Origin of the sequence: Stenotrophomonas rhizophila (assembly GCF_000661955.1) — a bacterium.
Lineage (GTDB): Bacteria > Pseudomonadota > Gammaproteobacteria > Xanthomonadales > Xanthomonadaceae > Stenotrophomonas > Stenotrophomonas rhizophila.
In genome coordinates this window covers 4388173-4404090 of record NZ_CP007597.1, presented here as the reverse complement: position 1 = coordinate 4404090, position 15918 = coordinate 4388173, and the positions used below count along the sequence as shown (strand labels likewise).

The 15918-nt window shown below is 67.0% G+C and carries 15 protein-coding genes; 12 read left to right on the top strand and 3 right to left on the bottom strand.

The genetic code is table 11. The features are described 5' to 3' along the window. Positions 1-55: 55 nt before the first annotated feature. The 8 genes from glnA (at position 56) to DX03_RS20495 (ending at position 7982) form a co-directional block, all read left to right on the top strand. Positions 56-1465: a type I glutamate--ammonia ligase gene (glnA, locus tag DX03_RS19310; RefSeq protein ID WP_038691327.1), complete on the top strand. Its 1410-nt coding sequence runs from the start codon at positions 56-58 to the stop codon at positions 1463-1465. Between the two features lie 408 nt (positions 1466-1873). Next, on the top strand, positions 1874-2212 hold the full coding sequence (locus DX03_RS19305) for a P-II family nitrogen regulator (RefSeq protein ID WP_026070924.1): 339 nt from the start codon (positions 1874-1876) through the stop codon (positions 2210-2212). An 18-nt stretch (positions 2213-2230) separates the two neighbouring features. Next, positions 2231-3667 (top strand): ammonium transporter, encoded by a 1437-nt coding sequence (locus DX03_RS19300; RefSeq protein WP_038691325.1) that lies wholly within the window; start codon positions 2231-2233, stop codon positions 3665-3667. A gap of 220 nt (positions 3668-3887) precedes the next feature. Then, positions 3888-4628, top strand: coding sequence for an N-acetylmuramoyl-L-alanine amidase (locus DX03_RS19295; protein ID WP_038691323.1), 741 nt, complete (start codon positions 3888-3890; stop codon positions 4626-4628). 283 nt (positions 4629-4911) lie between these two features. Beyond that, positions 4912-6063 (top strand): murein transglycosylase A, encoded by a 1152-nt coding sequence (gene mltA, locus DX03_RS19290; protein WP_038691321.1) that lies wholly within the window; start codon positions 4912-4914, stop codon positions 6061-6063. A gap of 92 nt (positions 6064-6155) precedes the next feature. After that, positions 6156-7061: an NAD(P)/FAD-dependent oxidoreductase gene (locus DX03_RS19285; protein WP_038691319.1), complete on the top strand. Its 906-nt coding sequence runs from the start codon at positions 6156-6158 to the stop codon at positions 7059-7061. Between the two features lie 81 nt (positions 7062-7142). Continuing rightward, the gene (locus tag DX03_RS19280; RefSeq protein WP_038691318.1) at positions 7143-7493 is read left to right on the top strand and encodes a VOC family protein; all 351 of its coding nucleotides are present in this window, start codon (positions 7143-7145) and stop codon (positions 7491-7493) included. Positions 7494-7499: 6 nt separating this feature from the next. Beyond that, positions 7500-7982, top strand: a complete 483-nt coding sequence (locus DX03_RS20495) for a hypothetical protein (protein ID WP_051598940.1) — start codon at positions 7500-7502, stop codon at positions 7980-7982. Positions 7983-8114: 132 nt separating this feature from the next. Here DX03_RS20495 and DX03_RS19270 read toward each other — a convergent pair whose 3' ends face one another. Then, a complete protein-coding gene (locus DX03_RS19270) occupies positions 8115-9179 on the bottom strand; it encodes a PoNe immunity protein domain-containing protein (protein ID WP_219335240.1) in 1065 nt (354 codons plus the stop codon). Between the two features lie 227 nt (positions 9180-9406). Continuing rightward, complete coding sequence (locus tag DX03_RS19265; protein ID WP_185753404.1) at positions 9407-10447, bottom strand: hypothetical protein; 1041 nt, start codon at positions 10445-10447, stop codon at positions 9407-9409. Between the two features lie 539 nt (positions 10448-10986). Between DX03_RS19265 and DX03_RS19260 the strand changes: the two genes are divergently transcribed. From DX03_RS19260 to DX03_RS19245, 4 genes are all read left to right on the top strand, one after another. Beyond that, positions 10987-12060, top strand: coding sequence for a two-component system sensor histidine kinase NtrB (locus tag DX03_RS19260; protein WP_038691312.1), 1074 nt, complete (start codon positions 10987-10989; stop codon positions 12058-12060). Next, positions 12050-13498 carry a nitrogen regulation protein NR(I) gene (gene ntrC / locus DX03_RS19255; RefSeq protein ID WP_038691310.1) on the top strand — a complete coding sequence of 483 codons (1449 nt, stop codon included), beginning with the start codon at positions 12050-12052 and terminating at the stop codon, positions 13496-13498. The genes DX03_RS19260 and ntrC overlap by 11 nt, the downstream gene beginning before the upstream one ends. Before the next feature lie 92 nt (positions 13499-13590). Continuing rightward, complete coding sequence (locus DX03_RS19250; protein WP_038691308.1) at positions 13591-14157, top strand: superoxide dismutase family protein; 567 nt, start codon at positions 13591-13593, stop codon at positions 14155-14157. A gap of 50 nt (positions 14158-14207) precedes the next feature. After that, positions 14208-14843: a superoxide dismutase family protein gene (locus tag DX03_RS19245; protein WP_038691306.1), complete on the top strand. Its 636-nt coding sequence runs from the start codon at positions 14208-14210 to the stop codon at positions 14841-14843. Positions 14844-14977: 134 nt separating this feature from the next. On the opposite strand, the gene DX03_RS19240 is transcribed toward DX03_RS19245, so the two are convergent. Beyond that, positions 14978-15865: a hypothetical protein gene (locus tag DX03_RS19240; protein WP_038691305.1), complete on the bottom strand. Its 888-nt coding sequence runs from the start codon at positions 15863-15865 to the stop codon at positions 14978-14980. Between the last annotated feature and the right edge of the window lie 53 nt (positions 15866-15918).

The window sequence follows — 15918 nt, the reverse complement described above, 5'->3', positions numbered from 1 at the left end:
TGGCACGGCGATTGCTCTACTCACCTACGCAATCATCCATCCGAGGGTTTCACCGATGTCCGTGGAAAACGTTGAGAAGCTGATCAAGGACAACCAGATCGAGTTCATCGACCTGCGTTTCGTCGACATGCGCGGTATCGAACAGCACGTCACCTTCCCGGTGAGCATCGTCGAGCCGTCGCTGTTTGAAGAAGGCAAGATGTTCGATGGCAGCTCGATCGCCGGCTGGAAAGGCATCAACGAATCGGACATGGTCCTGCTCCCGGACCCGGCCAGCGCCTACATCGACCCGTTCTACGCCGACCCGACCCTGGTGATCAGCTGCGACATCCTCGACCCGGCCACCATGCAGCCGTACGGCCGCTGCCCGCGCGGCATCGCCAAGCGCGCCGAGGCCTACCTGAAGTCCTCCGGCATCGCCGAGCAGGCCTTCTTCGGCCCGGAGCCGGAGTTCTTCATCTTCGACTCGGTCCGCTTCGCCAACGACATGGGCCACACCTTCTTCAAGATCGATTCCGAAGAAGCCGCGTGGAGCACCGGTGACAAGTACGACGGCGCCAACAGCGGCTACCGTCCGGCGGTGAAGGGCGGTTACTTCCCCGTGCCGCCGACCGACTCGCTGCACGACCTGCGCGCTGAAATGTGCAAGACCCTGGAACAGGTCGGCATCGAAGTGGAAGTGCAGCACCACGAAGTGGCCACCGCGGGCCAGTGCGAGATCGGCACGAAGTTCAGCACCCTGGTGCAGAAGGCCGACGAACTGCTGCGCATGAAGCACGTCATCAAGAACGTCGCCCACCGCAACGGCAAGACCGCCACCTTCATGCCCAAGCCGATCGTCGGTGACAACGGCAGCGGCATGCACGTGCACCAGTCGCTGTCCAAGGGCGGCACCAACCTGTTCTCCGGCGACGGCTACGGCGGCCTGAGCCAGATGGCGCTGTGGTACATCGGCGGCATCTTCAAGCACGCCAAGGCCATCAACGCCTTCGCCAACTCCGGCACCAACAGCTACAAGCGCCTGGTTCCGGGCTTCGAAGCCCCGGTGATGCTGGCCTACTCGGCCCGCAACCGCTCGGCATCGTGCCGCATTCCGTGGGTGTCCAACCCGAAGGCGCGCCGCATAGAAATGCGCTTCCCCGATCCGATCCAGTCCGGCTACCTGACCTTCACCGTGCTGATGATGGCCGGCCTGGACGGCATCCGGAACCAGATCGACCCGGGCGCACCGAGCGACAAGGACCTGTACGACCTGCCGCCGGAAGAAGAGAAGCTGATCCCGCAGGTCTGCTCCTCGCTGGACCAGGCCCTGGAAGCGCTGGACAAGGACCGCGAGTTCCTGAAGGCCGGCGGCGTGATGAGCGACGACTTCATCGACGGCTACATCGCGCTGAAGATGCAGGAAGTGACCCGCTTCCGCGCCGCCACGCACCCGCTCGAGTACCAGATGTACTACGCCAACTGAGCAACCGGTGACGATGACGAAGGCCCTCCCTCCCACCTTCGTCATCGTCACTGCTTTTCCGGCTGGGGAGCCGGCAAGGCACGTCGTAAAACGGACCGCCGGTCCGTTATATGCGGTAGAGCGGACCGTTGGTTCGTTATACCCGGTAGAGCGGACCGTTGGTCCGCTGCAAAAGGTAGAGCGGACCGTTGGTCCGCTGCACCACCAGGGGCAAGAGAGACCGGACGCGTGCCATGGGCCCCTCCTCCCTCCCGCGTCACCGCTACCGTTGCCCGCAAGGGCCCCGGCAGTGGCGAGGCCCATGCATCGTTCGGCGCACCAGGGGGCGGCCATGTGCAAGTGGCCGCCCGCTGACCTGACACCGGCCAGCAACACACCGCCGGTTCCATCCACCATCGGGACATGCGCATGAAACTGATCTCCGCCATCATCCGGCCGTTCAAGCTCGACGAGGTCCGCGAGGCCCTCTCCGATGCGGGCGTGTCGGGCATCACCGTGACCGAAGTGAAAGGCTTCGGGCGCCAGAAGGGCCACACCGAGTTGTATCGCGGCGCGGAGTACGTCGTGGATTTCCTGCCGAAGATCAAGATCGAAACGGTGGTCACCGACGACCGCCTGGACGCGGTGGTCGAAGCGATCCAGAACGCGGCTGGCACCGGCAAGATCGGTGACGGCAAGATCTTCGTGACCGCGGTCGAACAGGTCGTTCGCATCCGCACCGGCGAAATCGGCGCTGACGCGCTCTAACCCCACTCGGAGCCCACAATGAAGACCTCTTTGTTCACCGGGTGGCAAGCCCGGTTCCATGCCGTGTGCCTGTTGATGCTGATCAGCGCACTGGCCGTTGGCGCGTTCTCCAGCACCGCGCAGGCCCAGGCGCAGGTCACCCCGGCACCGTCGGAGACGGTCGCGGTCGAGCCGCTGCCCGTTGCCGCCGCGCCGGCCGCACCGGCCGCCGAGGCTGCCGTCGCTGCCGCGCCCAGCTTCGATCACGGCGACGTGGCCTGGATGCTCACCTCCACCCTGCTGGTACTGCTGATGGTGGTACCCGGCCTGGCCCTGTTCTATGGCGGCCTGGTGCGTTCCAAGAACGTGCTGTCCATCCTCAGCCAGATCCTGGTGGTGTTCTCGCTGATCCTGATCCTGTGGGTGGCCTACGGCTACAGCGCGGTGTTCAGTGAAGGCAACGCCTTCTTCGGCTCCTTCACCGAGTTCGCCTTCCTCAAGGGCTTCAGCCCCGACTCGGTCGGCAACACCCCGATCAAGGGCCTGCCCGACTATCTGTTCGTTGCCTTCCAGTCGACGTTTGCCGGCATCACCACCGCGCTGATCGTCGGTGCCTTCGCCGAGCGCATCAAGTTCAAGGCAGTGCTGCTGTTCTCGGCGCTGTGGTTCACCCTGAGCTACATCCCGATGGCCCACATCGTGTGGGGCGGCGGTTACCTGGGGGCGATGGGCGCGATCGACTTCGCCGGTGGCACCGTGGTTCACATCAATGCGGGCGTGGCCGGCCTGGTCGGCGCGTACTTCGTCGGCAAGCGCATCGGCTACGGCCAGACCGCGCTGAAGCCGCACAACGTACCGTTTACCTACATCGGCGCGATGCTGCTGTGGGTGGGCTGGTTCGGCTTCAACGCCGGCTCGGCGGCCGCCGCCGACACCGTGGCGTCGCTGGCCTTCCTCAACACCATCCTGGCCACTGCCGCGGCGGTGCTGGGCTGGACGCTGGTGGAAGCGGTCAGCAAGGGCAAGCCGTCGGCCCTGGGCGCGGCGTCCGGCGCGGTGGCCGGCCTGGTCGGCATCACCCCGGCCTGCGGCACCGTGGGTCCGCTGGGCGCGATCGTGATCGGCCTGGTGGCCGGCGTGGTCTGCGTGTGGGGCGTGACCGGTCTCAAGCGCCTGCTGCGCGTGGATGACACCGCCGACGTGTTCGGCGTGCACGGCATCGGCGGCATCGTCGGCGCGTTGCTCACCGGCGTGTTCAGCGCCCAGTCGCTGGGCGGCACCAAGGCCGACCTCGACATCGGCCACCAGGTCTGGGTGCAGCTGGTCAGCGTCGGCTTCACCATCGTCTGGTGCGCCGTGGTCACCGCGGTGATCCTGCTGGTGGTCCGCATGGTGTTCGGCCTGCGCGTCACCGAAGAAGCCGAGCGCACCGGCCTGGACGTCACCTCGCACGGCGAATCCGCCTACGAGGCCTGATCGCCCGCAACGTAATGCCGGGCTCTGCCCGGCAACCAGCCAACGTAGCGCCGGGCTCTGCCCGGCAACCAGCCAACGTAGCGCCGGGCTCTGCCCGGCAACGCACCAAACAAGAAACGAGAGAGACGCAGTACCTTCGCCGGCGGCCTTCGGGTCGCCGGCTTTTTCTTGGTCAAAGGCCCCGCCAGCACCCACGCACAGAATCCCGCACAATGATCGGATGCGCCCCATCCGCACCGTACTGCCGCTGTTCGCCTGCCTGCTGCTCGCTGCGTGCGCCAGCACCGGCATTCGCAGCCCACTCGCCAGCTGGGTGCCATCGCCCAACTACAACGCGCGCAGCCCGGTCATCATCGTGCTGCACCACACCGACCAGCACTCGGTCCAGGAAAGCCTGGACACCCTGCGCAGCGCCAACAGCGGGGGCAAAGTCAGCGCGCACTATCTGGTCGGTGCCGACGGCCACATCTACCAACTGGTGGGCGACGACCGCCGCGCCTGGCACGCCGGCCCGGGCCGCTGGGGCACCATCACCGACCTCAACTCGGCCTCGATCGGCATCGAGATCGACAACGACGGCGACACCCCGTTCGCGCCCGCGCAGATCGACGCCGTGATCCGCCTGCTGGACGACCTGTGCACGCGCCTGCGCATTCCGCGCACGCAGGTCATCGGTCATGCCGACCTCGCGCCCACCCGCAAGCAGGACCCCAGCCGCTTCTTCCCGTGGCAGCAGCTGGCGCAGGCCGGCTTCGGCGTGTGGCCGCGCAACAGCGACGGCGCCGCACCGGCAGGATTCGATGCGTACCTGGCGCTGCAGACCTTCGGCTACCCGCTGGACGACCGCGATGCCGCCGTCGGCGCATTCCATCGTCGCTTCCGCGGCCGCGACGACCTGCCCGCCACACTGGATGCCGAAGACGCCCGCATCCTGCATTCGCTGCTGCGCCAGATGCCATAACGGCCGCGCGATCCCAGGACCAATGACGATCCCACGCCTCACCGCCGCATGCCGACGTCCTGTGGCACCGCGCATGGGCCGGGCCCTCACGCGCACCCGTGAACCGGTAGAGCCGACCGTTGGTCGGCTGCTCTCCCTCACACACCGCGCGTGGTCGCACCGCCAGCCGACCAACGGTCGGCTCTACGATTCCAGCTGCGTCAGCCGGCCAACGGTCGGCGCTACGATTTTCAGCACCGCCAGCCGACCAGCGGTCGGCTCTACCATTTCAGGACCCTCGCCCATGACGATCACACGCCTCACCGCCGCATGCCGACTTCCGGCGGCACTGCTCATGGGCCTGGCGCTGCTGACCAGCTGCGCCGTGTCCCCGCAGCGCCCCAGCGCGCCCGGCAACACCTACGTCAAGGCCGCCTGGACCGCGTTGCCCGCCGTCTCCGATGCTGACCTGCAGGCCGGCTTCGCCGCGTGGCGCAGCAGTTGCCCACGCCTGAAGACCGACGCCACCTGGGCATCCACCTGCACGGCGGCAGCGACGGTCGACACCACGCCGGCCGCTATCCGCCAGTTCCTGCAGGAGCGACTGGACGTTTACGCGTTACGCGCCGCCGGCAACCGCGCTGATGGCCTGATCACCGGCTACTACGAACCCATCTACCCCGGCAGCCTGACCCGCACCGCGCAGGCCACCGTGCCCGTCTACGGCGTGCCCAGCGACATGGTCAGCGTGCAGCTGGACAGCCTCTACCCCGAGCTCAAGGGCAAGCGTCTGCGCGGCCGCGTCGACGGCCGCGTGCTCAAGCCCTACGACGATGCCGCGACGATTGCCGCGCAGGGCGTCAAGGCACCGGTGCTGGCCTGGCTCACCCACCCGATGGACCTGCAGTTCCTGCAGATACAGGGCTCGGGCCGCATCGTGCTGGCCGACGGCCGCCACCTGCGCATCTCCTACGCCGACCAGAATGGCCACCCCTACCGCCCGATCGGACGCTGGCTGGTGGAGCAGGGCGAGCTGAAAAAGGACGACGTCACCATGGACGCCATCCGTGCCTGGGCCATCGCGCATCCGGCCCGCGTGCCCGAGCTGCTGGCCAGCAATCCCAGCTATGTGTTCTTCACCAAGGGCCCCGACGGCGACGAAGGCCCGCGCGGTTCGTTGAACGTGCCGCTCACCGCCGGCTACAGCGTCGCGGTGGACCGCAACGTGGTGCCGCTGGGCAGCCTGCTGTGGCTGTCCACCACGCGCCCGGACGGCAGCGCGGTGGTGCGCCCGGTGGCCGCGCAGGACACCGGCGGCGCGATTGCCGGCGAGGTGCGTGCCGACCTGTTCTGGGGCACCGGTGACGCCGCTGGCAAGCTGGCCGGTGACATGAAACAGAAGGGCTTCATCTGGATGCTGTGGCCCAAGGGCGCGGCGTTGCCGAAGGCGCCGTAGGGACCGGCGCGTGAGGCCTGCTTCACGCACCGGTCCTATGCTCGCCGTTCGCATCCCGTTGCGGATGCTTCCTGGCAAGGTGACTCGACTCAATGAGCGCATTCCCCGACCGTTTCGACGTCATCATTGTGGGCGGCAGCTATGCCGGCATGTCCGCGGCCCTGCAACTGGTGCGGGCCCGGCGCAGCGTGCTGGTGATCGACAGCGGCACCCCGCGCAACCGTAACGCGGTGGTCGCCCATGGCTTTCTGGGCCGCGAAGGCATGGCCCCGGCCGAGATCGCCGCGCAGTCGCGTGGCGAATTGATGCGCTATCCCACCCTGGCCTGGCTCACCGGGCGCGCCATACGTGCCGAGGTCCTGGGCGGCGGCAAGCACTTCGACATCCATTGCGAAGGCGGCCAGCGCTTTTCAGCTCGCCGGCTGATTCTTGCCTACGGCGTCACCGATACGCTGCCCGCCATCGACGGTCTCGCCGAGCGCTGGGGCAGGAGCGTGCTGCACTGCCCGTATTGCCACGGCTATGAGCTGCAGGAAGGCCGCATCGGGGTCGTCGGCTGCTCCGATGACGGCGGGGCAGGGCAGGCGCTGCTGCTGTGCGACTGGGGCAATGTCACCCTGTTCTGCAGCGATGCCACGCGCATCGATCCGGCACAGAAGGCGCGGCTGGACGCGTGTGGCGTGGTCATCGAAACGACGCCTGTGCTGCGCGTGGATGGGGAGGCCACCGTCGTGCTTACCGATGGGCGCCGCGTCGTCACCGATGCGCTGTTCGTCGCCCCGGTGTCGCGCCTGTCCTGCGACTTGGCCCAGCAGTTGGGGTGTGAGTTGCAGGACGCCGGCTGCATCACCGCCGATTCGGCCAAGCAGACCACCGTGGAAGGTGTGTTCGCCTGCGGCGACGCAGCCCGCATGGCGGGCAACATCGCGCTGTCGGTCGGCGAGGGCGCGCTGGCGGGCGTGGCCGTGCATCATTCGCTGGTGGGTCTGCTGGACTGAGGGGCCATTGGCGCTACATTCGCGCAAGCGGCCCCTGCAATCGCGCATGTCCGGCCGACAAAAAAATGGAAGGGAACGTCCATGCAGGTCAAACGCATCATCGCCAACATCCGCACCGAAGACCCCACGCTCGCCGATCGGTTCTACCGGGACATCCTCGGTCTGGAGCTGGCGATGGACCATGGCTGGATCCGTACCTATGCCAGCCCGAGCCACATGACCGTGCAGGTCAGCGTTGCGCAGGAGGGCGGCTCGGACACCGACGTGCCCGACCTGTCCGTGGAGGTCGATGATCTGGAGGAAGCGCTGCGCAGGGTGAAGGCAGCGGGCATTCCACTGGTCTACGGGCCGACCCGCGAACCTTGGGGTGTGCGACGGTTCTACGTACGCGACCCGTTCGGGCGGTTGGTCAACATTCTGCAGCACGCGTAGCTCGTCATGGACGCGACGTATCCGACGTGCCTGGACACCGCCGATGACGCCACTGCCTGCGCCTTCTTCTGGACGGGCCTGGCGCTGGACATCCTGCACGTGGATGCCAGCAAGGAATGGGCATACGCCAGGATCGACGCGCGGGACGCGCCGACCATCGAGATCATCGAGATTGCCACGGCGCGTGACCGCAATGCGGCCATGGACGCGCTGCAGCTCGCTACGGGTGACGCGGATTGGCAAACCGCTGGACGCTGGCTTTTACGGGAGCTGCTGGTGCAGTTCCGGTCGGGTGGGCTTTCAGCGCACGAAACATCCCTCACTGCCATGCGGGTAGCAAGCACCGCCCGGCTCCCCGCAGAGGTCTACTACGCCTTCGACGGTCTCGATGACGAACGGGTGCTGGTGGCCAATGGCATCTTTGGCACCGCTGCGGGATTTGAAGTTGACCTTGTTGAGACACTTGAGCGGTACTCGTCCGCTGCCTGACAGATCTCGCATCTTTCAGGGCCGTTGGCATCCTGCACCCGAACCACGCCGATCCTCCACACGCTCTTCCTCAATGGATCAGGCAAGGCCATTCACGAACGCGAAGTGCTGGTTGGCGGGAAGCGCCCGATCTCAGATCAACGACCGCGGCGTCTGATCCCGATCCCATATCCAGAACGTGTCGCCGTAATCCGAATTCACGATCTGCGGGAACACCTCACCCTGTTTGAAGTAGCGGCGTGAGTCGATCTTCGCCGGGGTGTACCACCACCCACTCCTGGGGACAGCTTCGTCGGCGGGTACGCGTTCGGGGGCGGCTTCCGCCTGTGCGGTGACATCGGCAGCAAGTGCCCGGGCAAAGTCGGCCAGATCCTTGGGGTAAAAGGCCATGTTTCGGTAGCTGCTGTCGTCGATGCCCAGCGCCACCGTAGTGGCGGCGGCTTCCCAGGACCAATACCCGTAGAAGTCTACATCGCCCTCGCCGTGCTGGTTTACGTACGGCTCGCGACGACTGGCGTGGTACCACTCGTCCAGATACGTCGCCATCAGGGCAGGTCGCTGCTCAGGTTGTGCGGCGAACACCTTGAACAGCTTGCAATACGGAAGGTGGCGTGTAGCAGTGTCAGGTGGCGTCGGGCGCCCACTGACGTACGGAGCAACCAACCGCTCCAGTAGACCGTCGTAAGTTTCCAGATCGGCATTGGCGTAGTCCAAGACCTTCATGACCTGCGGCATCCGCGCGGCATGGCCGGTCAACAGACCGAAGCACACCAGACGTAGAGCAACGATCCAGTATTCCTCGGACACCAGTGACACGTGCGGGGTGATATCGCCGGAGGAGTTCTCCGCTGAAGCGTGATACGCGGCATGGAGCTTGCTGTACTCTTCAGCCCACTTCAGCGCGTGAGGCCACACTTCAGCCCACTGCTGCACAGAAGCGCCTGCTGAATACTGCAGACTCATCCAATCCAAGGCGCTCCAGAGCCTTCGTCGAGTGGATGTCATACGTCCCCCGGCACGCGCCTTCAGCATGTGCTTCGGAAGATCCGTTGTGACCATGGCAACGCCGCCAAGGTGCTCGTCAAACAATTGCGGATACGTGGCATAGCGTAGGTACGGCTCGCGCCGTCGATCAAAATCGGCCTCCGAGACTTTCCAGGCGAACCACTGTTGCCAATCAGGCATGGAGAGGGTCATGCAAGTTGTCACTCCAGAAGAATGCTATGGGCAGAATGAATGTCGCACGGAGCATGAAGACTGCAGCTACAGGCGCGCGACCGCCTGCTAGCTTCTCCGCTCACGCAACCGATTGCGGAAGAGACCGCGGCAGGGCAATCCACTCTCGCTTCATGTGCTGAAGACAGCGAGGATCAGGTCAGCGCTGCTGACGAAAGCGCCCAGGAGCGGCATCATGTTGGAGAACATCAAGGCAGCCCATCTGAGCTGCTATCTGGACCGACGATGGGTCCTGGAAGAATCTTCGCCTTCGCGGGCGCAGCCCGAAGATCTCTGACTATCTCCTCAAACGCTCGGCTGACTGCGATCTCATTGCGGTCACTGGCGATGAAGCGGTCGCACGAGGCAACATAGTCGAAGGCGAGCCCGTACCGTCCGCCAACATCCTTCATGGGTACGCCCCACGCTCGATTCGTGGACCGCTCCCAGAGCCAGCAGGCAACGCGGTTCAGGGGATCGCCGTCATGGGTATCCAGCAGAACCCAGTCGTCACGCAGCAGTACCACGTTCACCTGCGCCGGCATCCAGCGGGCGCTTGAGCCACGTGGCCCTCTCAGCAGCGCAGAAACATCTTGACGGCTGCTACTCCAATCCATCAGATCGATGTCGTAAAGGAATGCCTCGTCATGAGCATCCGTATGGGAGAACAGCAGGATGCTTCCATCGCGGACCCCGGACGGAGCGTGGGCCTGTACCGGGCCAACCCCTCGTGGCGCGGGCAGCTCGGTAACGCCCGCACCATCGAGTGCAAAAAACCTGTTCCATGCGTACGCGATGACACGATCACCCGCAGCCGCTGACCAGAACACGTCCCGTTCCGTGAACGACCTCCACCCTCTCTCGGAGGCCAGCAGCAGTTGTTTGCCTGCGATCATCTCGCCATCCCGGTTGTATCGGCTCCAGAAAAGGGCCTCCGGCAGGATGCGGCCGAATCGCGGCCGAACGGAAAACACCACAATCTCATCGCCGACCCAGGCACCCAGCACAGCGTCGGTCAACGGGGCGCCGTCGCAGCCTGGAGGTGGAGCGGCCAGCGTTGTCCATGTGCGTTTCTCTTCCGAGAAAAGCCGAAAGACAAAGCATCTGGTTTGTCGACACCAGGCCTTGGCAAGCGCATGCGTCTGGGCAGCATTGCGGCTGAAAGAGGAAAGATCGGGAGAAAAGTTGTAGCCCAGGTCGCCGTAAAGCACCAGCACCGGCTGGTGTGGCAATCCGACTACATCAAACATGCGGCCATCCGGGTCTGAAACCAGCAACCGATCCCGAACGGCTACTGCCGGCCCGTGAGATGGAAGACGGTCGTGACCGTGATCGTCAACGTGCGTGAGGCGAAGTGAGTGAATGCTCTCAACCAGGGGGCGCATGCTTCCTCTCGTTGTGTCGAAACAGATATACGCGGCTATCGACCGTCCGCTACGCCACTGCGCTTGGGCGGGTCGGTGGTGACCGTGGCAATGCCGCCAAGCAACGCCTCACACAATTGTAAATAGGTCACGTGGCGTAAACAGGGCTCGCGCCGCTGATCCAACTGTGCTTCGTGGAGCTTCCCGACATGGGACCTGGAGCAGCCGACCAACGGTCGGCTCTACCGGGATGCTGTGTAGCCGACCAACGGTCGGCTCTACCGGGACGTTGTGTAGCCGACCAACGGTCGGCTCTACCCCGGCCGGCGGACCAGGATGAATGGAGGCGCGTGAGACACGGTGCCGTCCCCGGTTGCCCGCTGTTTGTGATTCAACCCCCTTCGCTTTTGCACTACATTGGTGCAATGACCTCCGTACTAGCGCCTCCCGCCCTCGACGTCCTGGGAACCCCGGTTGCCTGGGCCGACGCCAGTGGCCGCGTGGTGGGCTGCAACCCGGCGTTCGCCCGCTGGCTGGGCGTCAGCGTGCGCCGCTTGATTGGCCAGCCGCTGGCCTCGCTGGAAGTGCAGGGCGAGGCGCTGGCGCACTTCCTGGCCCGTGACGAGCGCGACACCCTGCGCCTGCACCGCCTGGCCCTGGCCCTGCCGGGCGACGCCCCGCGTTTCGCCGAAGGCTGGCTGAGCCGGTGGGACGAAGGCGGGTGGCTGCTCGAAGCGCATCCGGTGGACGAGTTCCCCGGGCTGGACCCGACCCAGGCCCTGCCCAGCGCGCTCAGTGCGGCGCTCAAGGGCCTGGCCCACGAGCTGCGCAATCCACTGGCAGGGCTGAAGGGCGCGGCCCAACTGCTGGCCAAGCGCAATGCGCAGCGGGCCCCCGATGAGCGCGACCCGGACGAGCGCGAGCTGATCGAGTTGATCGGCTCGGAGATCGAGCGCCTCAACGGCCTGCTCGAACAACTGCTGTCGCCGGCCCCGGCCGCGCCGCACGCGCCGCTCAACATCCACGCCTCGCTGGAGCGCGTGCTGCGCCTGGCCGAAAGCGAAGGCGGCTGGGCGGTGCGGCTGCAGCGCGACTACGACCCCAGCATTCCCGAATTCGACGGCGACGCCGACCGCCTCACCCAGGCGGTGTGGAACCTGGTGCGCAACGCGATCCAGGCCGGTGCCGGCAGCGTGACCCTGCGCACCCGGGTAGAGCACGGCGTGCGCATCGGCGACCAGGTGCACCCGCTGGCCTTGCGCCTGGAGATCGCCGACGACGGCCGCGGCGTACCCGAGCAGTTGGCCGAGCACCTGTTCCTGCCGCTGGTCAGCGGCCGTGCCGAAGGTACCGGGCTGGGCCTGGCGCTGGCCCAGCAGGTGGCGCGCGAACACCGCGGCACGCTGACCTACCGTTCGCGACCGGGGCATACCGTCTTCACCGTGCTGCTGCCGATCGGCCACGGCACGCCCGCCGAGGAGACCGCCCATGGCGGATGACACCGACAGCACCGCCCAGCGCGTCTGGGTGGTCGATGATGACCGCGCGGTCCGCTTCGTGCTGTGTACCGCGCTGCGCGACGCCGGCTACCGCGTGGAGGGCTTCGACGGCGCCGCCTCGGCGCTGGCTATGCTCGACACCCAGCCGCCACCGGACCTGTTGTTCACCGACGTGCGCATGCCCGGCGACGATGGCCTGGTGTTGCTGGACAAGCTGAAGGCGGCGCACCCGCAGCTGCCGGTGATCGTGATGTCGGCCTATACCGACGTTGCCAGCACCGCCGGCGCCTTCCGTGGCGGTGCACAGGAATTCCTGTCCAAGCCGTTCGATCTCGACGATGCGGTGGCGCTGGCCCAGCGCGTGCTGCCCGAGCAGGACGCGCTGGTGGATGCACCGGCGCCCGCGGCCGTGGAACCCGCGCCGGACCAGCGCCCGCAGCTGGTGGGCGACACCCCGGCCATGCGCGCGCTGTTCCGCGCGATCGGGCGGCTGGCGCAGGCGCCGCTGTCGGTGCTGATCAACGGCGAAACCGGCACCGGCAAGGAGCTGGTGGCGCATGCGCTGCACCACGAGTCGCCGCGCGTGCAGGGGCCGTTCGTCGCGCTAAATACCGCGGCCATTCCCTCCGAACTGCTGGAGAGCGAACTGTTCGGCCACGAGGCCGGCGCGTTCACCGGTGCGCAACGGCGCCACGTGGGCCGCTTCGAGCAGGCCAACGGCGGCACCTTGTTCCTCGATGAGATCGGCGACATGCCGCTGCCGCTGCAGACGCGGCTGCTGCGTGTGCTGGCCGAGGGCGAGTTCTTCCGCGTGGGCGGGCGCGAGCTGATCCGGGTCGACGTGCGCGTGATCGCCGCGACCCACCAGGACCTGGAGTCGCTGGTGGCACAGGGACGCTTCCGCGCCGACCTGCTGCACCGGCTGGACGTGGTGCGGCTGCGCCTGCCGCCGCTGCGCGAGCGTCGCGACGACATCACCCAGTTGGCCGATACCTTCCTGGCCGCGGCGGTGCGCAAGCTGGATACGCCGCCCAAGCGGCTCACGGCGGCTGCGCTGCAGGCGCTGCGCGAACATGACTGGCCCGGCAACGTACGCGAGCTGGAGAACGTGTGCTGGCGCATGGCGGCCCTGGCCGCCTCGGACACCATCGGGGTGGCCGATGTGGACAGCGCGCTGCATCGCGGCGGTGGTCCGCGCACCCGCGCGGCGGGCGATCCGGGCCAGTGGGAAACCCTGCTGTCGGCCTGGGCGCGCCAACGCCTGGCCGAAGGCGCCGAGGGCCTGCACGCGCAGGTGCGCGACCGGGTGGACCAGGCACTGCTGGAAGCGGCGCTGCAGATCACCCACGGGCGCCGGGCCGAAGCGGCCGCGCGCCTGGGCATGGGCCGCAACACCCTGACCCGCAAACTCGGCGCCGGGCGCCGTCGGGGCGGATGAACCAGATGTCCACGGCATGTGTGCACGGCGTCCGTGCCGCTTTCATGGTGTGTGGACGAGCACGTCGTTAGTTTGCAACCAAGGAGTTTTCCATGCGCAGTTCTTCCATCGTCCTCGGTGCAGCGGTTGCCCTCGGCCTGGCCGCCTGCGGCAGCACGCCGCCACCGCGCCCCACCGCCCCGCCGGTGCCGCTGGTAAGCACGGCCAAAATGGCCGAAGCCAACCTGTCGTCGGCGTCGGCCAGCCTGGTCAGTGGGCGCCTGGCGTTGGTGCCCGACGCGCAGGGCGTGCACATCACCGGCGTCATCGGTGGCCTGCAGCCGTTGCAGACGGCAGCGTTCCACGTGCATGAGCGCGGCGATTGCAGCGCGGTGGATGCCAGCAGCGCGGGCGGACATTTCAACCCGGGCGCGCAGCCGCATGGCCGCAACAGCGCCGGCGCGCACCACGCCGGCGACATGGACAACCTGCGCGCCGATGCGCAGGGACGTGCCAACGTGGATGTGCGGCTGCCAGCGGTTACGCTTGGCGGCGGCGCAGCCACCGATATCGCAGGGCGTGCACTGGTGGTGCATGCCAACGCCGACGATTACCGCAGCCAGCCCGCCGGCAATGCCGGCGCCAGAATCGCCTGCGGCGTCATCCGGGTCACGCGCTGATCGCGCAGCCCGACGCCGCTTTTTCCATCGCTACCCGCAAGGAGTTCCACATGCGCCTGATCCACACCTCGCTGTTCGCCGCCATCGCCGCGCTCGGCCTGACCGCCTGCAACAAGCCGGCCGACACCACCCCGGAAGCGACCCCGGCTGCTGAAGCCACGGCCGCCCAGCCGACCGCCGAATCAACCCCCGACGCACCGCCGGCCATGACCAGCGAAGCGCACGCCAACCACGGCGCCGCCGCCGAACTGGCCCCCACCAAGGACAGCACCGTCAAGGGCAACGTCACCTTCAGCGTGGTGGACGGCAAGGTGCATGTGAAGGGCGAGGTCAGCGGCCTCAAGCCCAACACCGAGCACGGCTTCCACATCCACGAGAAGGGCGATTGCAGCGCACCGGACGGCGCCAGCGCCGGCGGTCACTTCAACCCGGGCAAGGAAGACCACGGCAGCGTGGCCGCCACCCCGCACCACGGCGGCGACATGCCCAACATCAAGGCCGACGCACAGGGCAACGCCGTGGTCGACGCGGATGTGTCCACCAACGTCAACATCGGCAAGGGCGATGATTTCGACATCATTGGTCGTGGCCTGATCGTCCACGCCGACGCGGACGACTACAAGACCCAGCCGACCGGCAACGCCGGTGCGCGCCTGGCCTGTGCGGTGATCAAGGCCGCGCCGTAACCGACGCGGTGCAGAACGAAAAACGCCGGCGATTGCCGGCGTTTTTTTTTGGAACGCGGGTAGAACCACGCCATGCGTGGCTGCCATGATCGCTATCGATGCCCGGAGGAGCCGGCCAGCGGCCGGCACTACCGTTAGCGGGTGAGCAGCTCGCGCGCGTCCTGGCCGGCTTCGCAATGCACGAACAACACCGGCAGGCCATGCGCTTCGAGCACGGCGGCCATCTGCCGCTGGCGCATCAGGAACTGGTCGTAGATGCCCTGCAGGCGCTCGCAATCGCCGGTGCCGTGGTTGTAGAACGCGCACCAGCCGGCGGGATCGAACAGGGCCATACGCACTTCGCCATCAGCGTATCGAAGCAGCGGCTCCGGTGCGGCATCCAGCCATTCTTCAACGTGCGGCGCCATCAGAGCGGTTTCGATCACCGGCCACAGGGCGGCCAGGCCCTGGTTGTCGTACTGCATCGACATCATCGCGGCGAGATCGTTCACCGTGAAGAAGCGTGCGTGCTCGATCTGCGCACCGAAGGCCGTCTGCGCCAGCAGCGCCGTGTCCGGCTGGGCCATGCCCTGGGCCAGCAGCACCTCTTCCAGCGCCTCGGCCACGGCCTGGGTCTGCGCCACTTCGGTGCCGGTCAGCAGGAACGGCACCACGCGCAGGCCACCGCCGGTCAGCGCGGCCTCGGCCTGGAAGGGCAGCGGCACATCACCATCGGCACCGGCACCGAAGGCCAGCATGCGCGGGCCCTGGCTGCGGCCGGGGGCGCGCATCTGCAGTTCTTCCAGGCGGCGGTGCACGGGCCAGCCCGGGCGCAGTACTTCGGCCGGATCGAAATGCGCGCCGGCGAACACGAAGTCCAGCCCGCTGACGCCGGGGACCAGCTTGGCCAGGTCGCGGCCGACGCGTTCGGCCAGTTCGCCAGCCTGTTCGGAGGACAGCGCGGCATGGCGCGGCGCGTCGCCGCCGGCCAGTTCCAATGCCAAGACGCCAAGGGCATTCATGCCGGGGTCGGGTTTGCTCATGGTTTCACGGTTGGCCCATCACAGGGCGGCAGCTACACTTGCCCCCATTATGC